This is a genomic window from Kangsaoukella pontilimi (genome assembly GCF_009830125.1).
Classification (GTDB): Bacteria; Pseudomonadota; Alphaproteobacteria; order Rhodobacterales; family Rhodobacteraceae; genus Kangsaoukella; species Kangsaoukella pontilimi.
Window position 1 is genome coordinate 130,100 of the sequence record NZ_WUPT01000002.1, and the last position, 24,153, is coordinate 154,252.

At 61.5% G+C, this 24,153-nt stretch carries 23 protein-coding genes; 17 read left to right on the forward strand and 6 right to left on the reverse strand.

Annotated features, from left to right (window positions below):
- Window positions 1-6: 6 nt before the first annotated feature.
- Both fliK and GQ651_RS10055 read left to right on the forward strand, forming a co-directional pair.
- On the forward strand, window positions 7-723 hold the full coding sequence (fliK, locus tag GQ651_RS10050; protein ID WP_160764129.1) for a flagellar hook-length control protein FliK: 717 nt from the start codon (window positions 7-9) through the stop codon (window positions 721-723).
- A 10-nt stretch (window positions 724-733) separates the two neighbouring features.
- Window positions 734-1,417 (forward strand): flagellar hook capping FlgD N-terminal domain-containing protein, encoded by a 684-nt coding sequence (locus tag GQ651_RS10055; protein WP_160764130.1) that lies wholly within the window; start codon window positions 734-736, stop codon window positions 1,415-1,417.
- A gap of 3 nt (window positions 1,418-1,420) precedes the next feature.
- Here GQ651_RS10055 and ubiB read toward each other — a convergent pair whose 3' ends face one another.
- A complete protein-coding gene (ubiB, locus tag GQ651_RS10060) occupies window positions 1,421-2,950 on the reverse strand; it encodes a 2-polyprenylphenol 6-hydroxylase (protein ID WP_160764131.1) in 1,530 nt (509 codons plus the stop codon).
- Window positions 2,951-3,703 (reverse strand): bifunctional demethylmenaquinone methyltransferase/2-methoxy-6-polyprenyl-1,4-benzoquinol methylase UbiE, encoded by a 753-nt coding sequence (ubiE, locus tag GQ651_RS10065; RefSeq protein ID WP_160764132.1) that lies wholly within the window; start codon window positions 3,701-3,703, stop codon window positions 2,951-2,953.
- 102 nt (window positions 3,704-3,805) lie between these two features.
- On the opposite strand from ubiE, the gene GQ651_RS10070 reads away from it, so the two are divergent.
- The 9 genes from GQ651_RS10070 (at window position 3,806) to GQ651_RS10110 (ending at window position 11,686) form a co-directional block, all read left to right on the forward strand.
- The gene (locus GQ651_RS10070; protein ID WP_160764133.1) at window positions 3,806-4,474 is read left to right on the forward strand and encodes a hypothetical protein; all 669 of its coding nucleotides are present in this window, start codon (window positions 3,806-3,808) and stop codon (window positions 4,472-4,474) included.
- Window positions 4,467-5,318 (forward strand): bifunctional DNA-formamidopyrimidine glycosylase/DNA-(apurinic or apyrimidinic site) lyase, encoded by an 852-nt coding sequence (gene mutM, locus GQ651_RS10075; protein ID WP_160764134.1) that lies wholly within the window; start codon window positions 4,467-4,469, stop codon window positions 5,316-5,318. Before GQ651_RS10070 ends, mutM begins: the two co-directional genes overlap by 8 nt.
- A 63-nt stretch (window positions 5,319-5,381) precedes the next feature.
- Complete coding sequence (locus GQ651_RS10080) at window positions 5,382-6,158, forward strand: enoyl-CoA hydratase (protein WP_160764135.1); 777 nt, start codon at window positions 5,382-5,384, stop codon at window positions 6,156-6,158.
- A 165-nt stretch (window positions 6,159-6,323) separates the two neighbouring features.
- Entirely contained in the window at window positions 6,324-6,587 is a 264-nt protein-coding gene (gene rpsT, locus GQ651_RS10085; RefSeq protein WP_160764136.1) for a 30S ribosomal protein S20, read from the forward strand.
- 340 nt (window positions 6,588-6,927) lie between these two features.
- The gene (locus GQ651_RS10090) at window positions 6,928-7,257 is read left to right on the forward strand and encodes a rhodanese-like domain-containing protein (protein WP_227258134.1); all 330 of its coding nucleotides are present in this window, start codon (window positions 6,928-6,930) and stop codon (window positions 7,255-7,257) included.
- 36 nt (window positions 7,258-7,293) lie between these two features.
- Window positions 7,294-8,667, forward strand: coding sequence for a chromosomal replication initiator protein DnaA (dnaA, locus tag GQ651_RS10095; protein WP_160764138.1), 1,374 nt, complete (start codon window positions 7,294-7,296; stop codon window positions 8,665-8,667).
- A 134-nt stretch (window positions 8,668-8,801) separates the two neighbouring features.
- A complete protein-coding gene (gene dnaN, locus GQ651_RS10100; RefSeq protein WP_160764139.1) occupies window positions 8,802-9,920 on the forward strand; it encodes a DNA polymerase III subunit beta in 1,119 nt (372 codons plus the stop codon).
- Between the two features lie 60 nt (window positions 9,921-9,980).
- Complete coding sequence (recF, locus tag GQ651_RS10105; protein ID WP_160764140.1) at window positions 9,981-11,069, forward strand: DNA replication/repair protein RecF; 1,089 nt, start codon at window positions 9,981-9,983, stop codon at window positions 11,067-11,069.
- Window positions 11,066-11,686 carry a LysE family translocator gene (locus GQ651_RS10110; RefSeq protein WP_160764141.1) on the forward strand — a complete coding sequence of 207 codons (621 nt, stop codon included), beginning with the start codon at window positions 11,066-11,068 and terminating at the stop codon, window positions 11,684-11,686. The genes recF and GQ651_RS10110 overlap by 4 nt, the downstream gene beginning before the upstream one ends.
- 49 nt (window positions 11,687-11,735) lie before the next feature.
- Here GQ651_RS10110 and GQ651_RS10115 read toward each other — a convergent pair whose 3' ends face one another.
- The gene (locus GQ651_RS10115) at window positions 11,736-12,218 is read right to left on the reverse strand and encodes a hypothetical protein (protein ID WP_160764142.1); all 483 of its coding nucleotides are present in this window, start codon (window positions 12,216-12,218) and stop codon (window positions 11,736-11,738) included.
- Window positions 12,219-12,484: 266 nt separating this feature from the next.
- On the opposite strand from GQ651_RS10115, the gene gyrB reads away from it, so the two are divergent.
- The 4 genes from gyrB to GQ651_RS10135 all read left to right on the forward strand — a co-directional run bounded on the left by gyrB (window position 12,485) and on the right by GQ651_RS10135 (window position 18,391).
- Window positions 12,485-14,902 carry a DNA topoisomerase (ATP-hydrolyzing) subunit B gene (gene gyrB / locus GQ651_RS10120; RefSeq protein ID WP_160764143.1) on the forward strand — a complete coding sequence of 806 codons (2,418 nt, stop codon included), beginning with the start codon at window positions 12,485-12,487 and terminating at the stop codon, window positions 14,900-14,902.
- Window positions 14,903-15,013: 111 nt separating this feature from the next.
- Window positions 15,014-15,457, forward strand: a complete 444-nt coding sequence (locus tag GQ651_RS10125; protein WP_160764144.1) for a hypothetical protein — start codon at window positions 15,014-15,016, stop codon at window positions 15,455-15,457.
- Between the two features lie 9 nt (window positions 15,458-15,466).
- On the forward strand, window positions 15,467-16,000 hold the full coding sequence (locus GQ651_RS10130) for a hypothetical protein (protein ID WP_160764145.1): 534 nt from the start codon (window positions 15,467-15,469) through the stop codon (window positions 15,998-16,000).
- A gap of 24 nt (window positions 16,001-16,024) precedes the next feature.
- Window positions 16,025-18,391: a putative bifunctional diguanylate cyclase/phosphodiesterase gene (locus GQ651_RS10135; protein WP_160764146.1), complete on the forward strand. Its 2,367-nt coding sequence runs from the start codon at window positions 16,025-16,027 to the stop codon at window positions 18,389-18,391.
- 21 nt (window positions 18,392-18,412) lie between these two features.
- Here GQ651_RS10135 and GQ651_RS10140 read toward each other — a convergent pair whose 3' ends face one another.
- Window positions 18,413-19,321, reverse strand: a complete 909-nt coding sequence (locus GQ651_RS10140; RefSeq protein ID WP_160764147.1) for a hypothetical protein — start codon at window positions 19,319-19,321, stop codon at window positions 18,413-18,415.
- Between the two features lie 273 nt (window positions 19,322-19,594).
- On the opposite strand from GQ651_RS10140, the gene GQ651_RS10145 reads away from it, so the two are divergent.
- The gene (locus tag GQ651_RS10145) at window positions 19,595-21,322 is read left to right on the forward strand and encodes an FkbM family methyltransferase (RefSeq protein ID WP_160764148.1); all 1,728 of its coding nucleotides are present in this window, start codon (window positions 19,595-19,597) and stop codon (window positions 21,320-21,322) included.
- 21 nt (window positions 21,323-21,343) lie between these two features.
- On the opposite strand, the gene GQ651_RS10150 is transcribed toward GQ651_RS10145, so the two are convergent.
- Both GQ651_RS10150 and GQ651_RS10155 read right to left on the reverse strand, forming a co-directional pair.
- Window positions 21,344-22,102 (reverse strand): class I SAM-dependent methyltransferase, encoded by a 759-nt coding sequence (locus GQ651_RS10150; RefSeq protein WP_227258135.1) that lies wholly within the window; start codon window positions 22,100-22,102, stop codon window positions 21,344-21,346.
- 64 nt (window positions 22,103-22,166) lie between these two features.
- Entirely contained in the window at window positions 22,167-22,904 is a 738-nt protein-coding gene (locus GQ651_RS10155) for a methyltransferase domain-containing protein (RefSeq protein WP_160764149.1), read from the reverse strand.
- 308 nt (window positions 22,905-23,212) lie between these two features.
- On the opposite strand from GQ651_RS10155, the gene GQ651_RS10160 reads away from it, so the two are divergent.
- Window positions 23,213-24,151, forward strand: coding sequence for a hypothetical protein (locus GQ651_RS10160; protein ID WP_160764150.1), 939 nt, complete (start codon window positions 23,213-23,215; stop codon window positions 24,149-24,151).
- Window positions 24,152-24,153 lie beyond the last annotated feature (2 nt).

Below are 24,153 nucleotides of genomic sequence, written 5' to 3' on the forward strand. Positions count from 1 at the left end.
GCAACCATGGCGCCGCGCCCGAACGTACCCGTTCCGCAGGACGCGACTGGCGAACGGCCGAGGGTGCGGGAACGTGCGATGGCCGATCTGCGCGCCGCACCTCAGCCGGTTCCCGCTCTGCCCGCATTGCCCTTCACGCCAGCGTCGATACCCGCCCAGCAATCAGCGCAGATATCGACGTTCCTTGCGCAAGCTGGCCAGAAAGAGCTGCCCGTTGATGCCGCACCACTCGACGGGGTCGCCCTTCCCGCCGAGAACGGCCCGGATGGGCCGAACACCCGCCACGATCCCGGCTCCTCACCCGTCCGCCCTGAGGCCGCCCGCAGCGTTCCCGCGCAGATCGTCGAAGCCCTGAGGAAGACAACGGACGGCTCGGTCGAGCTTCGCCTCTCGCCCGAAGAACTGGGCCGTGTGAAGATGACGGTTTCTCCGGCCGCGGACGGCGGCGTATCCGTCTCGGTCCTCGTCGAGCGACCGGAAACGCTTGAGCTTCTGCGACGGCATTCCGACCTCTTGTTGGCCGACCTGAAGGCTGAAGGCTTTGCCAACCCGAACCTGGACTTCCGGCAAGAGGGTCAGGCGCGCGACGATAGTCCGAAGGAGGGCGCACCGGTTTTCGGCACCGAAGCAGCGGGGGGCAGCGCCGAGCGACCAGAGCGCGGCCTAGCGGTGCAGAGGCCGCTGCCGGTGATGAATGGTCGAACGCTCGATCTCAGAATGTGACGAGGACAGAATGGATATTCAAAGTGCAAACAGCGCCAACGGCACGAACGCCGGCAACACCAACTCGTCGGGCAACCGGGGCTCTGACACCACCATCAACTCGGACTTCCAGACGTTTCTGACTCTGCTCACGACGCAGCTTGAAAACCAGGACCCGCTGAACCCGCTCGATTCCTCGGAATTCGCGGTGCAGCTCGCCACCTTTTCCAGCGTCGAACAGCAGGTAAAGACCAACGATCTTCTCCGAGATATGGTCAGCGGGCTTGGCGCGTCGGGGCTGTCGCAATACGCGGGGTGGGTCGGCATGGAGGCGCGGGTTTCGGCCCCGGCGGATTTCCGTGGCAGCCCGATCACGCTTGCTCCCGACCCGGATCCGGCATCGGACGCAGCCACGCTTGTGGTGCGGGACGCGACCGGGCGCGAGGTTGCGCGCGAGGCGATGCCCGTGTCGTCGGAAACCGTTCTCTGGGCGGGCGCGGGGCCGACCGGCGCGCCGCTGTCGCCGGGGCTCTATACGTTCGAGGTTGAAAGCTACAACCAGGGCGAATTGACCAGCACCAAACCCGTCGACCACTACGCTCTGGTGTCAGAGGCGCGATCGGTCGACGGTTCGGTTCAGATAGCATTGCAGGGTGGATCGGTCGTGCCGGCGACCGAGATCAAGGCGCTGCGTCAGCCGGTCGAGCCGCTCTGACAGTCAGAGAAGCATCCCGATCACGACACCGGCGCCGACAAGGGCGCCACCCAGCCCGACCCAAAGCGCCGGATGAATGCGACGCTCGGGCGTGCTGTCCTCGCTCCGCATGGATTGCCGGACCAGCATCGCTTCGGCGATCTGCGGCAGTTTTGGCCCGAAACGGCTGAGAACGATGGCGGTGCGCCCCAGATCGCGCGCAAGCGCCTTCGGGCCGATGCTTTGCTTGATATAGTCCTCGACGATGGGCTGCGCGACTTTCCAGATATTGATCTGCGGGTTGAGCGACCGCGCCACCCCCTCGACCACGACCATGGTCCTTTGCAGCAGGATCAGTTCGGTCCGCGTTTCCATCCCGAACCGCTCGGTCACTTCGAAGAGGTAACTCAGAAGCCGGCCCATCGAGATGCGCGTTGCGTCCATGCCGAAGATCGGCTCGCCAACGGCGCGTAAGGCACGCGCAAATTCGTCCACATCCCGGTCTGCCGGCACATATCCCGCCTCGAAATGGACTTCGGCCACGCGATGGTAATCCTTGCGGATGAAGCCGAAGAGGATCTCGGCATAGACGCGGCGGGTATACTCATCGATCCGACCCATAATGCCGAAATCGAGCGCGACCAGATCTCCGTTCGGCGCGACCTTCAGATTGCCCTGATGCATGTCGGCGTGGAAATAACCGTCGCGCAGCGCATGAAGCAGGAACATCCGCAGTACCCGCTCGCCCAGCGCCTGACGGTCATGCCCGGCAGCGTCGATTGCGGGCACATCGCCCGAAGGGACGCCCTCGACCCATGCGAGAGTCATCACCCGGCGGGACGAGAGAAACCATTTCACTTCGGGAACGCTGAAGCCCTGATCGCCCACTGTGTTCGCTGCGAACTCGGCGGCCGACGCGGTTTCCAGCCGCAGATCAAGCTCGCCCATGACGACGCCTTCGAAGTGGCGGATCACGTCCATGGGGCGCAAGCGCCGCGCGGAGGGCGCGAGCGTCTCGATCGCGCGGGCCGCGAGGTAGAACGCGTCGATGTCACGGCGGAAGGCCTGTTCGATCTTTGGGCGAAGGACCTTGACCGCCACCGCCTCGCCCGTGTCAGCAAGACGCGCATTGTGCACCTGCGCGATGGATGCAGCGGCGACGGGCTCGGAGAATTCCGAGAACACCGAGTCCACATCGACCTCCAGCTCGGCCTCAACCATCTTCTTCGCGACGGCCGTAGAGAAGGGCGGCAGCTTGTCCTGCAGCACACGCAGTTGCAGCGCCAGCTCGTCGCCCACGACGTCAGGACGCGTCGAGAGGATCTGACCGAATTTGATATAGGCGGGACCGAGTGCCGTCAGCGCGCGGGTGGCCGGCGGCTGCGTGGGGTCTCCCTTGTAGCCGAGCCATGCGAAGGGCCAACCGAGAATACGCGCCGCAAGCCGCAACTGGGGTGGTGCGCGGAAGGCTTCCAGCACGACATCCATCGCGCCCGTCCGTTCCAGAGTCGCAAAGGTGCGGATCAGCCGCAGGATGTTGTGGGGACCACGCACCTAGAGCTTCCACCCCGAATGAAGCGCCGCGATGCCCATGGACAGGTTGCGGTACTTTACCTGATCGAAACCCGCATCCCGGATCATGGCCGCGAAGGTGTCCTGGTCCGGGAATTTCCGGATCGACTCGACAAGGTACTGATAGCTGTCACGGTCATTGGCGATGACCTGTCCCATGCGCGGAATCACGTTGTAGGAATAGAGGTCATAGGCCTTCTGCAGTCCCGGATTGGGAAGCTGCGAGAACTCCAGCACCATCAGCCGTCCGCCGGGTTTCAGCACGCGGTAGGCCTCGCTCAGCGCATCGGGGATACGCGTGACGTTCCGGATGCCGAAGGAAATCGTGTAGACGTCAAAGCTGGCATCCTCGAAGGGCAGCGCCATCGCGTCGCCGGTGACCCAGTCCAACCGGTCGCCCAGCGCTTCGGCATCGGCACGTTTGCGGCCCTCGATCAGCATGCTTTCGGTCATGTCGCAGACGACCGCCGACGCCACGCCCGCCCGCTTCAGGAAACGGAAGGCGATGTCGCCCGTGCCACCGGCCACATCCAAAAGACGTTGACCGGCGCGCGGCGCGAGCCAGTCCATCATCGCGTCCTTCCAGAGCCGGTGGATGCCGACCGACATCACGTCGTTCATCACATCATAGCGCGAGGCGACATTGGTGAAGACACCATGGACCAGTCCGGCCTTTTCGGATTCGGGCACTTCGCGTGCGCCGAAATGCGTTGTCTTGCCCGTATCTTCCGCCATGTCAGCCTGTTGCCTTTTTCCTGTCCCGCCTCTCATATAGCGCGGGTCCCCGCCTTACAATCGCGCCCGGGTGACGCAGAACGGACCTCCGGCAGCCGCAACATGATCGCTGTTCTCCGAAATGCCTTGATTCTCGTCCTCGCCTTCGGCGTTTTCGTCGGCATCACGCTGATCCTTCGCGAAGATGTGCCGCCGCCCGCGTGGCTGCCCTTCGACCCGCAAAAGGACGTCTGGCTTGTGCCGCTGCTCAAGCTCTTCGGGACCGTCCTTTTGGCGCCCCCGCTCGCGGCGCTGATCGCATCCCTCGTCATGCTGGGCGCCGGGCCGCACCAACGGATCCGACCAGGGCGCGATGCCTCCGGAACAACTGAACTCCGCCTCATCCCCGGCGCGAAATGGACCGCCGCCGGTCTCGCGCTGATGATGTTCGCGGGCCTCGTCTTTGCCCTGATCGCGGGGGATGAACCGTTCGGCATCTGGCTTTTCGTCTCCCCGATGCTGGCGGCCTGCCTCTATGGGCTGATCCTCTGTTTCACGGTGCGCGCCCGCTATGACTGCGATGGCCTGTCGTCGATCTACTATCTTCTCCGCTGGCAAACGAATGACTGGGCCGATCTTCGGGACATCCGGGTCGATAACGGGCCGGGCGATGTGATTTTTGATTTCGGGGACAAGGGTGTGCAGCGCCTTTCGATCTATTATGTGGGCATCGGAGACTGCATGCGCTTCGCCGAGAAACGTGTAAAAGAGATCGACACCGACCATGCCTGAACTGCCCGAGGTCGAGACCGTCCGGCGCGGCCTTCTGCCAGCGATGGAGGGCACCGTGATCACGCGCGCCGAGGTCCGGCGGCCCGACCTGCGCTGGCCGTTTCCCGAGCGGATGGCGGAACGGCTGACGGGGCAGACCGTGACGGCGCTCCGCCGCCGCTCGAAGTACATTCTGGCCGATCTGTCGGGCGGCGAGACGCTGATCGTGCATCTTGGCATGTCGGGGCGCATCCTGATCTCGGGCGACCCGCTGGGTCAGTTCCATCACGAGCATCCCGCGCCCGAGAAACACGATCACGTCGTGTTCGAGATGTCGAATGGCGCGCGGGTCACCTTCAACGACGCCCGCCGCTTCGGCGCGATGGACCTTGCGCCCACCGACGCGGTCGAGACCCATTGGCTTTTGAGCAGCCTTGGCCCCGAGCCCTTGGGGAACGCCTTTCACGAGGACTATCTCGTCGCGCGGCTCAAGGGGCGCATGACACCGATCAAATCGGCGCTGCTCGATCAGAGAATCGTCGCCGGTCTGGGCAATATCTATGTCTGCGAGGCGCTGTTCCGGGCGGGGATCTCGCCCATGCGGAAGGCAGGGCGCATTGGCGACGCGCGCGTTCGCGCTCTTGTGCCCATTATTCGGGCGGTTTTGTCCGAGGCGATCGAGTCCGGCGGCTCCAGCCTGCGGGATTATCGACAGGCGGACGGCGAGCTTGGCTATTTTCAGCATAGTTTCCAAGTGTATGACCGCGAGGGGCAACCCTGCGTCACGCCGGGCTGCGCGACACCGATCCGAAGGATCGTGCAATCCGGGCGATCCAGCTTCTACTGCCAGACCTGCCAAAGATAGCTTGATCCCGCCTCAGCGGATGCTAAGCCTTGGCGCTAATGTGAACGGCCGGGACGCGATTTCATGGCGTACAAGACGATCAACGTCACCATCGACGACCATATTGCGACGATCCAACTGAACCGCCCCGATGCGATGAACGCGCTCAATGCCGAGCTTCTGTCCGAGTTGGCCAAAGCGGTCACCGAGGCGGATCGGAACGAGAAAGTTCGCTGCATCATCCTGACCGGTTCGGAAAAAGCCTTCGCCGCCGGTGCCGACATCAACGAAATGGCCGAGACGACCTTCGTCGAAGCCTTCGCGTCGGACATGTTCACGCAAGAGACCGAAGCGCTGATCCGCTGCCGGAAGCCCATCATCGCCGCTGTCGCGGGCTATGCGCTGGGCGGCGGGTGCGAGCTTGCCATGATGTGCGATTTCATCATTGCCGCGGACACAGCGAAGTTCGGCCAGCCCGAGATCAACCTCGGCACAATGGCCGGGATCGGCGGCACGCAGCGCCTGACCCGCGTGGTCGGCAAATCGAAGGCCATGGAGATGCACCTCACAGGGCGTTTCATGGATGCCGAAGAGGCCGAGCGCTCGGGTCTGGTCAGCCGCGTCGTGCCTGCCAAGAAGCTGATGGAAGAAGCGCAGGCCGCTGCCGCAAAGGTGGCCGAGAAGTCCGCACTGACCGCGATGGCCGTCAAAGAGGCCGTCAACCGCAGCTACGAGACGACGCTCCGCGAGGGTCTTCTCTTCGAACGGCGGCTGTTCCACGCGCTCTTCGCGACCGAGGATCAGGCCGAGGGCATGTCCGCCTTCCTCGAGAAACGCCAGGCCCAGTTCCGCGACAAGTAAGCCACCGGGAAAGAATCGGCTTTTCAAACGGCGCGTTTTGTCTTATGCGCCGCCCGGTACATGCGCGAGAGGCCCGCTCGGCCAGAGACTGCCGGTTGTTGAAACCCGGTGTCGGGTCCCCCGTGCGAACAGGATTTGAACGACCCGACGAAAGGGAAACAGACAATGGCAAACTCGCCTCAGTCCAAGAAACGCGCCCGTCAGAACGAGCGCCGCTTCACCATCAACAAAGCCCGCCGCTCGCGCATCCGCACCTATCTTCGCAAGGTCGAAGAGGCGATCGCCTCGGGTGACAAGGACGCAGCCGCCGCCGCACTTCGCGCCGCTCAGCCCGAGCTGATGCGCGGCGTGACCAAGGGCGTCTTCCACAAGAACACCGCGTCGCGGAAGATTTCGCGCCTGTCGAGCCGGGTCAAAGCCCTCGGCTGACGCCGGTCGCACGGCCAGTTTCGGATGCGCGCCTCCTGTCCCGGGAGGCGCGCATTTTCTTTTCATGGCCCAAATATCGGACGCCATTCTGCAATTTTGTCACCGCTCCGGGATTCGTTTCTGCAATTGCAGAGTCAAGCGCAAAGGTCTGTTGCCTGAGACCTGAACCGATGACTAGCTAGTACCTGCGATTCACATCGTCCTTGGGGGGACATGGTCAATGAGAGCGGGGTCTCGCCCGCCCGTCGGAGAAGTTAATCCCGACGGAGCGTGGCAGATTTTGAGGGAGCAACCTTCTGCTCGCCTTGTTGATGTCAGGACACGCGCCGAGTGGGGATTCGTGGGCGTTCCTGATTTGGAAGAGGTCGGGCATGAGACGGTTTTCGTCGAATGGGCGGCTTTTCCTGACATGTCCATCAACCCGCGCTTTGTCGCGGAGGTTCTGGAAGCTGTCGGAGGAGGCAACTCCGGCCCGCTTCTGTTCCTTTGCCGATCGGGCGCGCGATCCCTGCGGGCTGCCGCCGCAGTGCATGACCACCTGTCGCGAGACGGGCGTAATGTCACTTGCTTGAACGTAGCCGAAGGTTTCGAGGGCGATCTGGATCCGCAGGGACACCGGGGCGGCCTCAATGGATGGAAGGCCCGGGGGCTGGCATGGCGCCAGTCTTGATAACAACAATGATGACGGACGACGGGTCGAACAAAAATGACAAACGAAACCTGGGGACAGATACAGGACGAGTTGCTTAAGTCGGTCGGAAGAAACAATTACGTCAACTGGATCGAACCGCTCGAATTCTCGGGTCTGGACGACAGCGGCGTGGCAACCTTTCTGGTGCCGACGCAGTTTATGGGAAACTGGGTTTCGCGCAATTTCGGTGAACAGATCCGTCATCAGCTTTCCGCTGCCGGAGAGCGCGTCGTGCGGGTGGAATTCACCGTTCCCAATCCGCGGGGCGACAAACCCGCCGCCGCGAAGATAGCGTCCAAGCCAGCCGGCAAAGCCATCAGGTCGGTGAAGACCGCCAAGGATGACGAGCTTCCGGGCGCGCCGCTCGACCAGCGTTTCACCTTCGATACATTCGTCGTCGGCAAACCCAACGAGCTGGCCCATGCCGCCGCTCGCCGCGTGGCCGAAGGCGGTACGGTCACCTTCAACCCGCTGTTCCTTTACGGCGGCGTCGGCCTTGGTAAGACGCACCTGATGCACGCTATTGCATGGGAGCTTCAGAAGAAATCTCCCGATCTGCGTGTCGTCTACCTGTCTGCCGAACAGTTCATGTACCGCTTTGTGCAGGCGCTGCGGGACAAGGACATGATCGCGTTCAAGCAGCTTTTCCGGTCGGTTGATGTGCTGATGATCGACGATGTGCAGTTCATCGCCGGCAAGGACGCCACGCAGGAAGAGTTCTTCCATACGTTCAACGCGCTGGTGGATCAGAACAAACAGATCATCGTTTCATCCGACCGCGCGCCCACCGAGATTTCCGGCATCGAGGACCGGATCGTCAGCCGCCTTCAGTCAGGTCTTGTCGTCGACCTGCACCCGACCAATTACGAGCTTCGCCTCGGCATTCTTCAGCAAAAGATCGAACAGTATTCCGAGCAATTCCCGAACCTCGTGATCTCGGACGGTGTGCTCGAATTCCTCGCGCATCGGATTTCCACCAACGTCCGCGTTCTGGAAGGCGCGCTGATGCGGCTTTTCGCCTTCGGCGCACTTGTCGGCCGCGAAATTACTCTGGAGCTGACCCAGGACTGTCTCGCCGACATTCTGCGCGCCTCGGACCGCAAGATCACGGTCGAGGAAATCCAGCGCAAGGTCAGCGAGCATTTCAATATCCGCCTCAGCGACCTGATCGGGCCGAAGCGTGTTCGCACCTTCGCCCGGCCCCGCCAGATGGCGATGTACCTGTCCAAGCAACTGACCTCGCGGTCCCTGCCCGAGATCGGGCGGCGTTTCGGCGGGCGTGATCACACGACGGTCATGCATGGCGTCCGCAAGATCGAGGAGCTCATGCAGAAGGACAGCCAGATCGCCGACGATCTGGAGCTTTTGCGCCGCGCTCTCGAAGCCTGAGCCACCTTCACGGCCCTTATTCGTCCGGGACGGCTTGACGCCCCGGACGCTTGGCCCGAAAGTCCCGAAAACTATTGCGCGGGCTGGGAAAACCGATAGGTTTTTCGTCCCGGCAGCTGAGGGAGCACAGGGCGATGAAACTCTCGATCGAACGCGGCGCGCTTTTGAAAGCGGTCGGACAGGCGCAGTCCGTGGTCGAGCGGCGGAATACCATTCCGATCCTTGCCAACGTCCTGATCGAAGCCGAGGGCGACACGGTCCGCTTCCGCGCCACTGATCTGGACATCGAAGTGGTGGACGATGCGCCGGCCAAGGTCGAACGCGCGGGCGCGACGACGGTCAGCGCCGTTACTCTGCACGAGATCGTCCGCAAACTGCCCGACGGCGCGCTGGTGACGCTGACCGATGATGGCGCATCCGGCCGCATGATGGTGGATGCCGGGCGCTCGAACTTTTCGCTGGCGACGCTGCCGCGCGAAGATTTTCCTGTGATGGCCTCCTCCGAATACGAGTCGAATTTTTCGGCCAAGGCTCCGGTCCTGCGCCGGCTCTTCGACAAGTCGAAATTCGCGATCTCGACGGAAGAGACGCGCTATTATTTGAACGGCGTCTACATGCACGTGGCGGATGCCGACGGTGCGCAGGTGCTGCGCTGCGTGGCAACGGACGGGCATCGGCTGGCCCGGATCGACGCACCGCTGCCCGAGGGCGCGGCAAATATGCCCGGCGTGATCGTCCCGCGTAAAACGGTGGGCGAGCTGCGCAAGCTTCTGGACGACGACGAGGCGGAGATCGCGGTCAGCGTGAGCGAAACCAAGGTACGCTTTGCAGCGCCCGGCATCACGCTGACCTCCAAGGTCATCGACGGTACCTTCCCCGATTACAGCCGCGTCATCCCGTCCGGGAACACCCGCCGGCTGGAGGTCGACGCCGCCGAATTCGCGCAGGCAGTGGACCGTGTCGCCACGGTGTCGTCCGAACGCTCGCGCGCGGTCAAGATGGCGCTGGACGAGGACCGTCTGGTCCTGTCGGTCAACGCCCCCGACAGCGGCGCGGCCGAGGAAGAGCTGGCCGTGGCCTATGGCGACGACGCACTCGAGATCGGGTTCAATGCCAAGTACCTGTTGGAGATCGCCAGCCAGGTGGACCGGGAGAACGCGGTGTTTCTGTTCAACTCTGCGGGCGATCCGACGCTGATGCGCGAAGGCAACGACCAGACGGCGGTCTATGTCGTGATGCCGATGCGCGTGTAAGACCGCTCTGCGGTCTTCGCCTCCGGCGGGAGTATTTTCGCCAAGAAGAAAGGGCGGGTGATGCAGGCCCCTGCCGTCACCGAACTCATGCTGTCGCATTTCCGGTCGCACCGGCTGACCCGGCTGTCGCTCGACGGCCGGCCGGTTGCGATTCACGGGCCCAACGGGGCGGGCAAGACCAACATCCTGGAAGCCGTGTCGCTCTTGTCGCCGGGGCGCGGTCTCAGACGGGCGGCGGCGGAGGAATTCATCCGCCGTCCCGAGGCGATCGGCTGGAAGATCACGGCGGATCTGGCCGGGCGCGAGGTCGGGACCGGCGCCGAACCGGGCCAGCCGCGCACGGTGACGATAGACGGCAAGACCGCGCCACAGGTGGCGCTATCCGGAATCGCGCGCGTAGTCTGGCTGGTACCCTCCATGGACCGGCTCTGGATCGAAGGAGCCGAGGGGCGGCGTCGGTTCCTGGACCGACTGACCATGAGCTTTGCGCCCGACCACGCGCAGTCCGTCCTGACCTATGAAAAGGCCATGCGTGAGCGGAACAGGCTTCTGAAGGACATGGTGCGGGATGCCCATTGGTACCACGCGTTGGAACGGACCATGGGAGAGGCGGGCGCGGCCATTACGGCGGCGCGGCGCGCGGCGCTCACCCGTCTGGCCGAGGCGCAGGAGGGCGCGGAAACCGCCTTCCCCGCCGCTGAACTGAGCCTGACGCACCCCGAGGGCGACCTGCCCGAGGAGAGCGACGCCCTGACTGCCGCACTGGCTGATGGGCGGGGGACGGATCTGCGCGCCGGACGCACGCTGACTGGGCCGCACCGGGTGGATCTGAGCGCTGTCTACACCGCCAAGGGGGTGCCAGCCGGACAATGCTCGACCGGCGAACAGAAGGCGCTTCTGGTGTCTCTCATCCTGACCAATGCACGGGCACTTGCGGAAGATACGGGCGCGCCGCCTCTGATTTTGCTCGACGAGGTCGCGGCGCATCTGGACGCCGGCCGCCGCGCTGCGCTTTATGACGAAATCTGCGCGCTTGGCGCACAGGCCTGGATGACCGGCACTGGGCCGGAACTGTTCGAAGACCTGTCGACCCGCGCGCAATTCCTTGCCGTGATCGAGCGGGACGGCATCTCTGAGGTGGGATCGTGACCATTACGTTTATCGACGCCGCGCTATACGCCGGTGCGCTTCTGATCCTGTTCCTGACACCAGGCCCTGTCTGGGTCGCGCTGACGGCGCGCGCTTTGTCGGGCGGTTTCAACGCGGCATGGCCGCTGGCCTTCGGGGTCGTTGTGGGCGACGTGCTCTGGCCGCTTCTTGCGATCCTCGGTGTGACGTGGATCGTGTCGGTCTTCTCGGGCTTCATGACGGTTCTCACATGGGTGGCGAGCCTCGTCTTCCTGACCATGGGCGCGCTTCTGATCCGGAACCGGGACAAGAGCATCGCGTCGGACAGCCGGCTCACGCGGCCGGGCATGTGGGCCGGTTTCCTGGCCGGGATGGCCGTGATCCTGGGCAACCCCAAGGCGATCCTGTTCTACATGGGGGTTCTGCCGGGGTTCTTCGACCTGACGGCACTGACCTGGGGTGACATCGCAATCATCTGCTTTCTGTCCTTCATCGTCCCGCTTCTGGGGAACCTGTCGCTTGCCGTCTTCATCGGTCGGGCACGTCGGCTGCTGACCTCACCCCGCGCCCTGAAGCGGACGAACGTGATCTCGGGCATCCTGCTGATCGCGGTCGGACTGATCATTCCCTTCACATGAAAAGGCCGCGCCCGTCTGGGCGCGGCCTCTGTCGTGGCGATGATCCGGATTACAGACCCTGGACTTCTTCCAGAGTACGCTCGGCAAAACGCTGAATCAGAGCCTGGTAGAAATCGTCGGTTCCAGGAGCGAGCACAAAGGCAGCGTTCGGGTCGCTCTCGCCGGTTTTCGCCTGAAGCGACAGGCCGACGCTGTCGACGGGATCGGGATTGCCCTGCTCGCGGATATAGACCCAGCCCTTGAGCGTGTTGAACTCGCCTTCAGCGCCCAGCAGCTTCGATCCGTCGAGGCTGATTTCGCTCAGGCTGACGGTGATGTCGTACCCGTCGTCGGAATGCATCGGCGCGAAGACTTCGGCCATCTTAGTTTCCAGGTCGGTTTCGATATTCGGGTAGAAGTCGAGCGCGTTGGCATTCACGTCATCGAATTCGACCTTCACATCCACTTCGTCGACCAGCTTGTCCTGAGCCATGGCCGCGGGCGTCATAGCAAGGCCAAGACCAAGGGCGGTAATCATCGTCAGGTGTCGCATCGTATTTTCCTTTTATCCAAGCGGCGCGCTGGCCGCGTACGGGCAGAGAACTCGGCTTGAGCCAGATTTGTTCCCGCAGATCATGCGCTTGCGCGGAGCTACGCCGCTCCGGACCGGCCAACCGGCAAGCGACCGCCGGTTCCCGTGACGTTGCGGAACAAGGCGTTTGGGAAACTGTTACGAGATCCACCAAATATTGTGTCTCAGGCGTGACATCGCACGCCAAAACGCCTATATTTTCCAAGACCATAACAAGGATAAACGGCATGTCCGAGGCCGCACCGGCGCGCGAAGAATACGGCGCTGATTCTATCAAAGTTCTCAAAGGGTTGGAGGCTGTTCGCAAGCGTCCCGGTATGTATATCGGTGACACGGATGACGGGTCCGGCCTGCACCACATGGTGTACGAGGTCGTGGACAACGGCATCGACGAGGCTTTGGCGGGTCATGCGGACGCCGTAAACGTCACTATCCACCGCGATCAGAGCGTCTCGGTCAGCGATAACGGGCGCGGAATTCCGGTCGATATGCACCCCGAAGAAGGTGTCAGCGCCGCCGAGGTCATCATGACCCAGCTTCATGCCGGCGGTAAGTTCGACCAGAACAGCTACAAGGTGTCGGGCGGTCTGCATGGCGTGGGCGTCAGCGTCGTGAACGCGCTCTCGGACTGGCTGGAGCTGCGCATCTGGCGGAACGGCAAAGAGCACTACGCGCGTTTCGAAGGCGGTGAGACGGTCGAGCATCTGAGGGTCGAGGGCGATGCCAACGGCCGCAAGGGGACCGAGGTGCGATTCCTCGCGTCTACGGCGACTTTCTCGAACCTGGATTACAGCTTCAAGACGCTGGAAAACCGTCTGCGCGAACTGGCGTTCCTGAACTCGGGTGTGCGGATCATCCTGCGCGATGAGCGCCCCGAAGAGCCTTTGCAGACCGAGTTCTTCTATGACGGTGGCGTGCGCGAATTCGTCCGCTATCTCGACCGGCACAAGCAGCCGATGATCGAAGAGCCGATCTTCATCGAGGGCGAGCGTGACGGGATCACTGTGGAAGTCGCCATGTGGTGGAACGACAGCTACCACGAGACGGTGCTGCCCTTTACCAACAACATCCCCCAGCGGGACGGCGGCACGCATCTGGCCGGCTTCCGGGGCGCACTGACGCGGACCATCAACCTGTATGCCGGATCGTCTGGGATCGCTCGGAAGGAAAAGGTCAACTTCACCGGCGACGACGCGCGTGAGGGGCTGACCTGCGTGTTGTCGGTCAAGGTGCCCGATCCCAAGTTCTCGTCCCAGACCAAGGACAAGCTGGTCTCGTCCGAGGTGCGTCCCGCCGTCGAAGGGCTGATGAACGAAAAGCTGGCCGAGTGGTTCGAAGAGAACCCCGGCCCCGCCAAGATGATCGTCGGCAAGATCATCGAAGCCGCGCTCGCCCGCGAGGCGGCGCGAAAGGCGCGCGAGATGACACGGAAGAAGTCCGCGCTGGATGTGGCATCTCTTCCGGGCAAGCTGGCCGATTGTCAGGCGAAGGACCCGTCTCAGCGCGAACTCTTCCTTGTCGAGGGTGACTCGGCCGGCGGGTCGGCCAAACAAGGCCGCGCACGGGCCAATCAGGCGGTTTTGCCGCTTCGGGGCAAGATCCTCAACGTGGAGCGCGCGCGTTTCGACCGGATGCTGTCGAGCCAGGAGATCGGTACGCTGATCACCGCGCTCGGCACCGGCATCGGGCGGGACGAGTTCGATATCTCGAAGCTGCGCTATCACAAGATCATCATCATGACGGATGCCGACGTGGACGGCGCGCATATCCGGACGCTTCTGTTGACCTTCTTCTTCCGGCAGATGCCCGAGGTGATCGAGGGCGGCTATCTCTATATCGCGCAGCCGCCGCTCTATAAGGTGTCGCGCGGCAAATCCGAGGTCTATCTGAAGGACACCGCCGCGCTTGAAGACTACCTGATCGACATGGGTGTCGAGGGGGCGGTGCTGCGGCTTGGCTCGGGCGAGGAAATCGTCGGGCAAGACCTTGCGCGCGTCGTGACCGAAGCGCGGCAGGTCAAGCGTGTCATTCAGGCCTTTCCGACCCATTACCCGCCGACCATCGTAGAGCAGGCCGCCATCGCCGGGGCCTTTGTACCGGGCGCGGTCGATGCCGACCTGCAAGGGGTGGCCGATGCGGTCGCCGCGCGTCTGGATCTCGTGTCGCTCGAATATGAACGTGGCTGGACCGGGCGGATCACCCAGGACAAGGGCATCCGGCTGGCACGCGTGCTGCGTGGCGTGGAAGAAGTCAGAACGCTCGACGGTCAGATCCTGCGTTCGGGCGAGGCGAAACGTCTTGGCTCGCTGACCGAAGACCTTCAGGAAATCTACGCAGAGCCGGCAACGCTGATCCGGCGCGATAGGGGTGTCCCGGTGCTGGGGCCGCTCGGATTGCTGGAGACGATCCTGGAAGAAGGCGAAAAGGGTCTCAGCCTGCAGCGCTACAAGGGTCTGGGCGAGATGAATCCTGATCAGCTCTGGGAAACCACGCTCGACCCCGAGGCGCGGACGCTTCTGCAGGTCAAAGTCGAGGATCTGGCCGAGGCAGACGACCTGTTCACCAAGCTGATGGGCGATGTGGTGGAACCCCGCCGCGAGTTCATCCAGCAGAACGCGCTCACTGTCGAAAACCTCGATTTCTAGTGCCAAGAGGGGCTGGCGAGGCGGCCCCTTGGCCTAGCAGCGATTAGGCTTCCTGAAACCCTTTCCCGTTAGACGAAGCGCCGGGTGGGCGCGTCTAGCGAGAGAAAGAATATGAAAAAAGGACTCCTTTGCGCAGTCGGGATGGCCGCCATCCCGACGATGGCTCTTGCCGATGGCGATTTCGGAACGAAGGCCGAGGCCAAGGAATTGGCCGACGCCATGATTGCGATCGTCGAGTCGGAAGGTATCGAAGCAGCCATCATGGCGATGCACGATGCAACACAACCCTTCGTCGGATCGCGAATGGGCGTGAACCTGTTTCAGGGCAGCACAGTCATAGCCGACAACCGCGAACCCGAGACAATTGCAGCCGATTACTCGGAAACCGAAGACCTGACGGGCTCGCTTGTCTGGCCGATCATCGCGGCTGCTGCGGCTGTCGAAGGCGATGCCGAGTTGAAGTGGTATCACTACGACACCCAGGAAGAATACGACTACAAGTGCCATTCGAAGCGCCATGATCGCGGCAACGCGACCGTAATGGTCTGCCGATAGCACCTTCGGATGGTCACGGGTTCGGGATCTGAGTTCAACAACACGGTGCTGGCCGGTGGCCTGCGCCGTGTTCTGATCACGGCATCACTGGCCATCATCATCCTGATCGGTTCGCAGATCCTGGCAGTCATGCGGCTTCAGGAACAGATCGACCACTGGGCATGGAGCGCCGAGGCGGACAGCGCCCGTGAACGGCTCCAAAACAAGATCACGCAGAGCACGCTCAACAGCGAGGACACATCATCTGAAAGGATCCTCGGCGCCTTTGACGATTTCGAAGCGATCGTATCGGAATCGGCCAATAGCGACCTGCGTGACGGCGCTGCAGGCGCATTTTCCGCGATTATCCAAGAGGCTCGTGAGCGGGTCACCGCAACCGAGCAAAGCAGGAAAACGATCATCCCGTTCGAAGCGGTTGTTTTGCGTTCAATCGAAGAACTTCAGCGCCTGACGGCAAACTGGGCACTGGACCTTCGCGAGCAGGAACAGGCCAGCATCCGGCGATCCGACGCTCTTGACGGTAATCACCGCCGCATCAATTAGCTTCAGGAATTATTGTCCGGCACCATGTTGGCGTCTCAGACCATTCAGCTTCAACTGGCCGCCTTCGATCGTCTGGCGCAGACCGGTCCTCCCGATGTGTTGCGGCAATCCCTTCGTGGCCTCGATTATTCGGCCCTTCCGAAGGGCTGCGAAGCCGGCGAAACCGAGACCGCGGGCCGTATATGTTCGCCGAATTCGTCGCGGCTAAAGACCAGTATCCGGGCCGCCATCGACGCTGACGATGAATCCATCGCACGCGCCACGCGACGTGCCTTGTGGGGTAGCGAAGCCTATGTCCGTGCACTTCAGGCGCGGCTCTACGACGTCTCGAACGAAGAGGGCACCACGCTGAAAGACGCGAGGACCGAACGCCTTCGGCAGGCTGATTTCCGGCGCCACAACCTCGCCCTGAACCGGATAAACCGGCTCCTGGCGTCGTTGCGGGAAAGCGTACAGGCCCCTGCGCTTCAGGAAAACGATCTTCCCCAGATCGAGGCCGAAATAGACACCCTTGTGCGACAGCTCGAACTTCGGATGACCGGTTTTGCGAGGCTTGTGGGTGCGCCGGAAACCGACCGCGCCGCCGTTGTGAGCGCGACGAGCCGGTTGGAGACCTACTGGAAGCCGATCCGCGAGAGTCGTGCCGCCCGACTGGAAAGCCTCGCGGCGTTTAACGGCCTGATGGACGAGCTATCGTCCCGAATTCAGGCCTATTCGAACGATGTCCGGCAATCGACGACGCTTTGGGTCAAGATCTATGCCACGATGTCGGTCGTCACGGCGCTTTTGATCGGGTTGATGTCCGCCGCCTTTGTCTGGCAGGCCAGACGGCGCTTTGTTCAGCCCCTCTCCTACGCGACCTCAAAAATCCTGCAGATGGCCTCGGGCGATCTGGGTACCCCGTTCAGCCTGAGCGAACGCGCCTTCGGCTTCGATCGCCTTGGCGCCGCGCTGGAACAGCTCAGGATCGAAATGACCGAGCGGAATGCGCTGGCGCGCCGCAATGAGGAACAGCAAGAAATCATCGCCCGCAACCTCGCCGAACTCGAACGCTCGAGTCACGAGATGGAGTGGCTGGCGATGCATGACCCTCTGACCGAACTCGGCAACCGCCGCCAGGCGGATGCCGATCTAGAAAGCCTTGTGCGCCGGGCCGAGGAGACGCCCGAAGACTATTGTCTGATGCAAATCGATATCGACCGCTTCAAGGAGGTCAACGATGCACTGGGTCACGTCGCGGGGGATCACATCCTGAAAGTCGTGGCCTCGCAGTTGCAGCAGCATTGCGGCAAGAACATAAAGTGTTACCGCATCGGTGGCGACGAATTCCTGATCATCTATTTCCACGAGGTTTCAGAAGAGGAACTGACGCGCACGGCACGAAGCATCATCGAGAGTATCGATGAACCGATCGAATTCGACGGCCACACCTGCCGTGTCGGCGCAAGCATCGGCATCGCCCTCGGTCGCGACGCCGATTACGATCCGGCAAGCGCGCTGATCAATGCGGATCTTGCGCTCTACGAGGTCAAACGCTCGGGACGGAACAGCTTCCTGTTCTACACGGCTGAAATGGCAAGTCAGTCGCAGGACAAGAAAGCCATCTCTGACCGTCTTCTCGCGGCGATAGATTCAGCCGCCTTCGTGCCCTACTACCAGCCGCAATACTACTCGCACTCGTTCGAGCTTCGTGGGGTCGAGGTGCTGTGCCGGTGGTATGACCCGGAACACGGCTGGATACCCCCGACACGGTTTCTGCCCGTGGCTGAGGAACTGGGTGTCATCGGGCAGATCGACGCCATTCTCTTTGAAAAGGTGGTTAACGACGTCGAGAGGCTGGCCGAGGTCGGACTTTTCCTGCCCAAGGTCAGCTTCAATGTCACCGCTGACAGGCTCTTGCAGGCCGATCTGGCCGAAACGCTTTCCAAGCGGATCAATCACGGCACCCGTGTTGCGATCGAGTTGCTGGAGTCCATGTCACTGGACGATCCCGCTGAGTCCATCACATGGGCCATCGACGCGCTCAGGGAGCAAGGCGTCGACATCGAGATCGACGACTTCGGTAGCCACCGGGCATCGCTTGCCGGCCTCATGGCGGTGAATCCTCAGGCGATGAAGATCGACCAAGCTATCGTGAAGCCAATCACGGACTCGCCCCGTCACCTCGACCTTGTCCGAAAGATTATCGATATCGGAGGCGCGCTGAATATCGAGGTCGTGGCGGAGGGCGTGGAAACCGACGCCCATGTCGAAATTCTTCGCAGCTTCGGTCGCATCGTACTTCAGGGATACGGCATGGCACGTCCAATGCCGTTCGAAGACCTTCTCGCCTTGCGCCGCATGCAGGTGCGGATGCCCGGAGAACACATACCAGAAGCCCGGCTCGCCTGATCCGCTAGGCGCAATAGCTCATCACGTCTCGGAAGTGTCCAAAGCCTTCCGAGCTCCGGCGAGCGCTTGCACGAATTTGTCATCCGTCCGCGTGTCGGCGAGAGCGAGGCAGAACCGCTCGACCAGACGGTGGCGCCGCTTCTTCTGCAGATGCTCCAGGAAAAAGTTCTGCCAGGCGCCAGCGCCGCGGCGTGCCCTGAGAAGCCGGTGGATTTCGGTCGCGCTGATATCGTTTTCGACACAGCCCGTGATGATCTTCTTCAGCACACCCATCTGGCGCCAGACGCTCAGAACCCCATGCCCCATATGGGCGCAGCGCACCTTGATCAGGTTCTCGCCGGAAAACAGCGCGGCGTGCATCGCGTCGGCCTGGATACTTGGGTTGAAGAACAGATAAACGCGGCGCGCCGTCGCGACGCAATCGGGGGCGAAACCGTAACGACTTGTAAAATCATGCTTCCAGGCGGCTCGAAACCGCGTCTCCCAGCCCGCGCGGTCGCGGTCGAGTGTGGCCTGCGGGTTCACGGCGATTACAGTCGCACCGGGCGCCGCCGCCGAAAAGGCCGCCGCCGCATAGCCTCCCATCGAGGTTCCGTAGAAGACGACCTTGTCAAAGCCATCGAAAAAGCCGTCTTCCGCCAACTCGTCGAAGAAACGGAAAACATTCTCGTCCCGGTACCACGTCGGGCCATGCGCCATGATTCCCAGAGACGACCACCCGTGACTGGAAATGAAGTTCACCGCCCACGGCAAACGGTCGGGTGACTGGCGCGTGTCGTCGAGATTGTCGAAAGTCACGACCAGCGTCCGGTTTCCGCGGAGAAAGAGTGCCTTGTGGTTAGGTCCGAGGTGCTCAAGGTAGCCGCGGTCTCTGGCGGCTTCCGTCAAGGCGTCATGCCACGCGTCCGATTTTTGCTCATGGGCGTTCATGATCTATGCCCCATCTATCCGAGCGCTATCGACGAAAGTGGTTCCGGGTTCGGCATTCCCACGCGGCCTCCAAAGCCTGTTCCGATCATCTATAGGTCAATGCATGGCCGCTCGCAATTTTCCGGTGGCGTTCCGAACGGTCAGGCGGTCCGAACCCAAATGACAGGCCGGCAGCAAGTTCTTGAGGGAAGGGTGACGACAGGTTAGCTTTTCGGGAAAACAAAAAATCCGACGAGCGGGGCTGCCACCAAGGCAGCAGAACAGGCGGACCATATGCAGCTAGACTACGAAGAAGAGCTCGAACTCTATGGCGCTCGAATTCCCTTCGTGCGCGAGATCATCACGCGGCGGATCGAGCGGCAGATACGGCTTGGTAATTACGAAGCCGGGGAGTGCCAGGCAGCAGCCAAGTTCGTTAAGGCGGGTGACCGTGTGCTTGAACTTGGCGGTGGGATCGGACTGGTCTCAAGTCTCGTTGGCAAGATCGAAGGCGTCGAGAAAATCGTATCGGTCGAAGCGCATCCCGGCTTGCTGGACGTTATCCGCGAAACCCAGCGCCTGAATGGCGTGTCGGATGCTGAACTGCGCCATGGCGTGGTTGCCGACGGCACTGGCGAAAGCACCGTTTTCTATCTCAGGAACGATTTCTGGGGCTCCAGCATGGAGCCCGACTCGCGACCCTATACCGAGGCTGTCTCGGTGCCTTGTTTCGGGCTCGATGACCTGATCGCAGAGGTGAAGCCGTCGGTCATCATCAGCGATATTGAAGGGGGAGAACTCGGCCTCTTCAATCACAGTAGTCTGGAAGGTGTCCGCACGGTTATCATAGAGACGCATCCAAGACTGTACGGCCGTCAAGGCGAGAAAGACGTCCTGAAATCCTTCATCGACCTCGGCTTCGTCGTCGATCAGGATCACCTGCCGGGGACTGTTTGGGTGTTGCACAGGCCGGAGCTTTCTGGGCTCGAAGCGCCGAAAGTGCGGCTCACGTCAGCAGAACACGACAAGGCAGACCCCGAAGTCACCATTGTCACGTGCATGCGCAACGAGGCTCCGTTCATCCTTGAGTGGATCGCCTACCATCGCTCGATCGGTATCCAGAATTTCATCGTCTTTACAAATGACTGCGATGACGGGACTGATGTTCTTCTCGACCGTCTGGACGAAATGGGGATTGTCACACATCTTCCGAACCCGGCGGGCGTCGCGGACTCGACCTATTTCCAGCCCCTTGCGCTGAAGTATTCCCAGGAAATGCCCTTGGTGAGGCGTTCGGATTACGTGATGTGCATCGACGTGGATGAGTTCGTCGTCATCAGGACGGGAGAGGGTAGATTCACCGATCTGCTGGATGCCGCAGGACCGTTCCATGCGCTGTCCATGAGCGAACTGAACTTCAGTTCTGGCGGGCATTGGAAATTCGAAGACGGCTGGATCACGGAAGACTTTCGCGAACACGAAACACCCGCACCCGGCCACTGGCAGGCACGGCGCGGCGTCAAGACGATCGTCAAGGGCATGTCGAATGTCGCCGCGCTTCAGGCCCACCGGCCTTTCCTGCATCAGGGAACGGAAGACGATTTCGTCTGGCTGGATGGTTCGGGGCGGCCACTATCCAAGGATTTCACCTACGCCAACCCTCAGAACGGTCTGGACCGCCGCGGAGGGTACGAGTTGGTCTGCCTTAACCACTACGCGCTGCGCAGCGTCGAAAGCTATCTTGTGAAGCAGGATCGAGGCTGTGTCGTCACGCAGGGCGACCGCTATAACAATCACTATTATCGAGTGCGCTCGATTGGGGGTCAGAACGCCGGCTGGATCGATGAAAACCTGCCGCGGGCACGTGCCGAATGGCAGACGCTGTGGGAAGACGCGAAACTCGCCGAGATACACCGTTCATCCGTCAGGTGGCACAAGAACCGCGTCAAGGAGATCTCCGAGACGGCACATATCCAGCAACTGAGCGAATGGATACGCGAAAACTACTTCAAGCCCGAGTGATCCGCTCGCAGCGCGGTCTCCTCAGCGCTTTTGAACAACAAGCACCTGATCTTTTCGCGTCTTGTCGAAATGGGCCTGGAAGATGAAGCAGCCGGATATGTCGATGCGGGATGCGTTGAAGCTTGCGGCGATGTCTGGCTGAGAGTGGCTGAAGACCCCTGACTTGATGTAACTCTGGAAAAGCGCGGCCGTCTTCGTGATACCCGGCTTTTCAAGAACGTCCGGCTGCCAGCGCAGGTCCTCGATGATGTAAAGTCCGCCGGACTTCACCTTGCCGAAAAGCTCGAGGAATCCGTTCTGCTGATGGTGGGACGCGTGGCTGGCATCGTCGATGATTATGTCGAAGCTGTCGCTCATGCCTGCTGCGGCGGCCCTGATATTGGCGCGCGTGTCCATGTCGCAGCGATGGAATGTAAAACGCTCGTCTTCGAACCAGCTGAAGTCCGAGACGTCGAGCCCGTGGATATGTGCCTTGGGGAAATACTCCAGCCACATGCGGATGGACGGCAAATCGGTTGTCTGGCGATCCGCGTGCTTGCCATGCTCCGGTCCACCGATCTGCAAGCCCATCTCAAGGAAGGAAATCGGCAGATTTCTGTATGGCAGAAACAGAAGCTGATACAGCTCGGTGTAGCGGTGCTTTTTCGAACCCTTGTCGGATTTGTAGCGATCCGCGAGGTCGGTCAGGTTCATCTGGCCACGTCCGTATCGCGAAGAAGGCGGTAGCGGATTGCCAGCATGAGACGCGCTCAACTCCGGCGCGATGTCCGTCTTTGTCATCGGTTTAGTGACCTTCTCCATACGCTTGGCTGCGTGTCCGACCGATCATTGACGCGTCTTTCGCTCATCTCTCCCACTTCTCCATGTAATCGGTCTGATACGCGCGTTGTGAGCCTTGGACGCCGAATGGTTTCTGCACGGCAAAGCACAACATGATCGGCGAGTTGTTCGGCAGTTTGCCGCTGAGACGCGGACGTACGCCCGTCTCGTTCGGATTTGTCGACGTCACCACCCGATCCGAGAAATTCGGCAAGAGGGGTTGCAGGATCATGTGCAGGATCTTGTACCCCATGGCCTTTTCCCAGAAGCCGTAAACCATCTCTGGATTGATCTGGTAAAACGAGTGGTTGATCCAGTTGTTGCACGGCGAATGCCCGATGAAGACGCCGCCCTCTTTCAGCATCCGATCCACGTTCCGATAGGCCGTCGGAAGCTCGAAGATATGCTCGATCGTGCCGCCGTCGTAGATCGTGTTGAAGCGCCCGTGCAGGTCGGGGTTCAGATCTCCGCTCAGATCCTGAATGATGCTCGCGCCCTCGAAGGGGGAGAAGTCCAGCGAGTCCACCTGCGAGTATCCCAGCTTTTCGAAGAATGTCTCGGAATACTCGTCACCGGGATTCCGCAGGTCGTCTTCCGACAGGCCGGGCAGGTAGGTCTCGATCGTGTCCTGCAAGAGCTTGGCAGCCTTGCCCTTGCGGGTTCCGACAAATCGCTGGCGCCCCAGCATCAGAAACGGGCCCTTCAGGTCGTGGGACTTCGTAACTTCAATGAGACGTGCTGCAAGAGTATCGGGAATTGCCATTCAACGTCTCATGCGTTCGAAGACGCGCAGATCGAACCGGGCAATTTGCCTGCGCGACGGAGTTTCTTGCGAGGAGCGGAACCGCAAAACGGTGCACCCTGCCGCAAGCTGTCCCAATCGCAGAGTGCCTGCAAGCGCTTCCTGAAATCGAGATGACGCGTTGCCGACACCAGTCAGCGCCTCACCAGGGCACATTTGCTGTTTTTTTGACTGTCGAAGGCGAATACAGTCGAGAAAAGAACAAAACGGGCAGGACCAGACTGTCCTTTTCGGAGCAGAATGAACCGGCAGACGCAGGTGAATAAGCGATGTCGCTGAGCAGTCTTTCCAACGAGACGGCCGGCACCAATGCCGCGGCAGAGCCCGCAACGCCTTCGGGCGATGCGCCAACTTGGCTGCAGGAGATCTTTCCCGCAGGCGGTAGGAACGGGTTCTACGAAAAGTCCCACGATCACGCGCTCGCTTTTGTCGAGCGAAGCCGGCGCCAACTGGTCGTTTCTTTCGATAATCTCTCCGACGCTGGAAATCCGAACTATGATGTCGAGCCGTGGGCCGGAAAGTTCGTTCATGACCAAGGGTGGAGCCATCTCGGCGTTTTCGCACGCGGCCCGACCTGGTATCGCGACATGTGGCTGATAGATCAGTTTGCCCGGCTCGCTGAGTCCGGCTTCTTTCGGCGCTTCGAAAGGGTCGCGCTGATCGGCACGTCGATGGGCGGCTTCGGTGCACTTGCCTTCTCCGAATTCGCGCCGGGCGCGACAGTTGTGGCGCTCAGCCCTCAATCAACACTCGAGGATTCCATCGTCCCGTGGGACAAGAGATTTGCGAAAGGACGTGTGCAGGACTGGTCCCTGCCCTGTTCGGACGCTGCGATCTCGGCAGAACATGCGGGCAGGATTTTTGCGCTCTACGACCCCGCAGTAGAACACGATCTGCGCCACGTGGATCGTCTGCCGCAGGACCGGCTGGTCCGGTTGAAGGGCTTCTGGTTCGGCCACAAGAGCGCCGTTGTGCTGCGCCGGATCGATCAGCTGAAGCCTTTCATGACAGCGGCCATAACCGGTACTCTGACCGAGCCGATGTTCTACCGGATGATCCGCGGCCGTCGCAATCTGCTCATCTACCGGCGCGCTGTTGAGGCCGAACTGGACAGGAGGGGCCAGACTGAGCGGATGGAGCGGTTCAGGACGGCATTTCGAAGGCGACGGCTTGAACAAAAGGCCAAGTCTACAGAGCAAGGCGAATAGGG

Coding starts and splice junctions, on each gene's coding strand:
- fliK (WP_160764129.1), top strand. CDS start 7: ATGGCGCCGCGCCCGAACGTACCCGTTCCGCAGGACGCGACTGGCGAA.
- GQ651_RS10055 (WP_160764130.1), top strand. CDS start 734: ATGGATATTCAAAGTGCAAACAGCGCCAACGGCACGAACGCCGGCAAC.
- ubiE (WP_160764132.1), bottom strand. CDS start 3,703: ATGGCGGAAGATACGGGCAAGACAACGCATTTCGGCGCACGCGAAGTG.
- GQ651_RS10070 (WP_160764133.1), top strand. CDS start 3,806: ATGATCGCTGTTCTCCGAAATGCCTTGATTCTCGTCCTCGCCTTCGGC.
- mutM (WP_160764134.1), top strand. CDS start 4,467: ATGCCTGAACTGCCCGAGGTCGAGACCGTCCGGCGCGGCCTTCTGCCA.
- GQ651_RS10080 (WP_160764135.1), top strand. CDS start 5,382: ATGGCGTACAAGACGATCAACGTCACCATCGACGACCATATTGCGACG.
- rpsT (WP_160764136.1), top strand. CDS start 6,324: ATGGCAAACTCGCCTCAGTCCAAGAAACGCGCCCGTCAGAACGAGCGC.
- dnaA (WP_160764138.1), top strand. CDS start 7,294: ATGACAAACGAAACCTGGGGACAGATACAGGACGAGTTGCTTAAGTCG.
- dnaN (WP_160764139.1), top strand. CDS start 8,802: ATGAAACTCTCGATCGAACGCGGCGCGCTTTTGAAAGCGGTCGGACAG.
- recF (WP_160764140.1), top strand. CDS start 9,981: ATGCAGGCCCCTGCCGTCACCGAACTCATGCTGTCGCATTTCCGGTCG.
- GQ651_RS10115 (WP_160764142.1), bottom strand. CDS start 12,218: ATGCGACACCTGACGATGATTACCGCCCTTGGTCTTGGCCTTGCTATG.
- gyrB (WP_160764143.1), top strand. CDS start 12,485: ATGTCCGAGGCCGCACCGGCGCGCGAAGAATACGGCGCTGATTCTATC.
- GQ651_RS10125 (WP_160764144.1), top strand. CDS start 15,014: ATGAAAAAAGGACTCCTTTGCGCAGTCGGGATGGCCGCCATCCCGACG.
- GQ651_RS10130 (WP_160764145.1), top strand. CDS start 15,467: ATGGTCACGGGTTCGGGATCTGAGTTCAACAACACGGTGCTGGCCGGT.
- GQ651_RS10135 (WP_160764146.1), top strand. CDS start 16,025: ATGTTGGCGTCTCAGACCATTCAGCTTCAACTGGCCGCCTTCGATCGT.
- GQ651_RS10140 (WP_160764147.1), bottom strand. CDS start 19,321: ATGAACGCCCATGAGCAAAAATCGGACGCGTGGCATGACGCCTTGACG.
- GQ651_RS10145 (WP_160764148.1), top strand. CDS start 19,595: ATGCAGCTAGACTACGAAGAAGAGCTCGAACTCTATGGCGCTCGAATT.
- GQ651_RS10150 (WP_227258135.1), bottom strand. CDS start 22,102: ATGACAAAGACGGACATCGCGCCGGAGTTGAGCGCGTCTCATGCTGGC.
- GQ651_RS10155 (WP_160764149.1), bottom strand. CDS start 22,904: ATGGCAATTCCCGATACTCTTGCAGCACGTCTCATTGAAGTTACGAAG.
- GQ651_RS10160 (WP_160764150.1), top strand. CDS start 23,213: ATGTCGCTGAGCAGTCTTTCCAACGAGACGGCCGGCACCAATGCCGCG.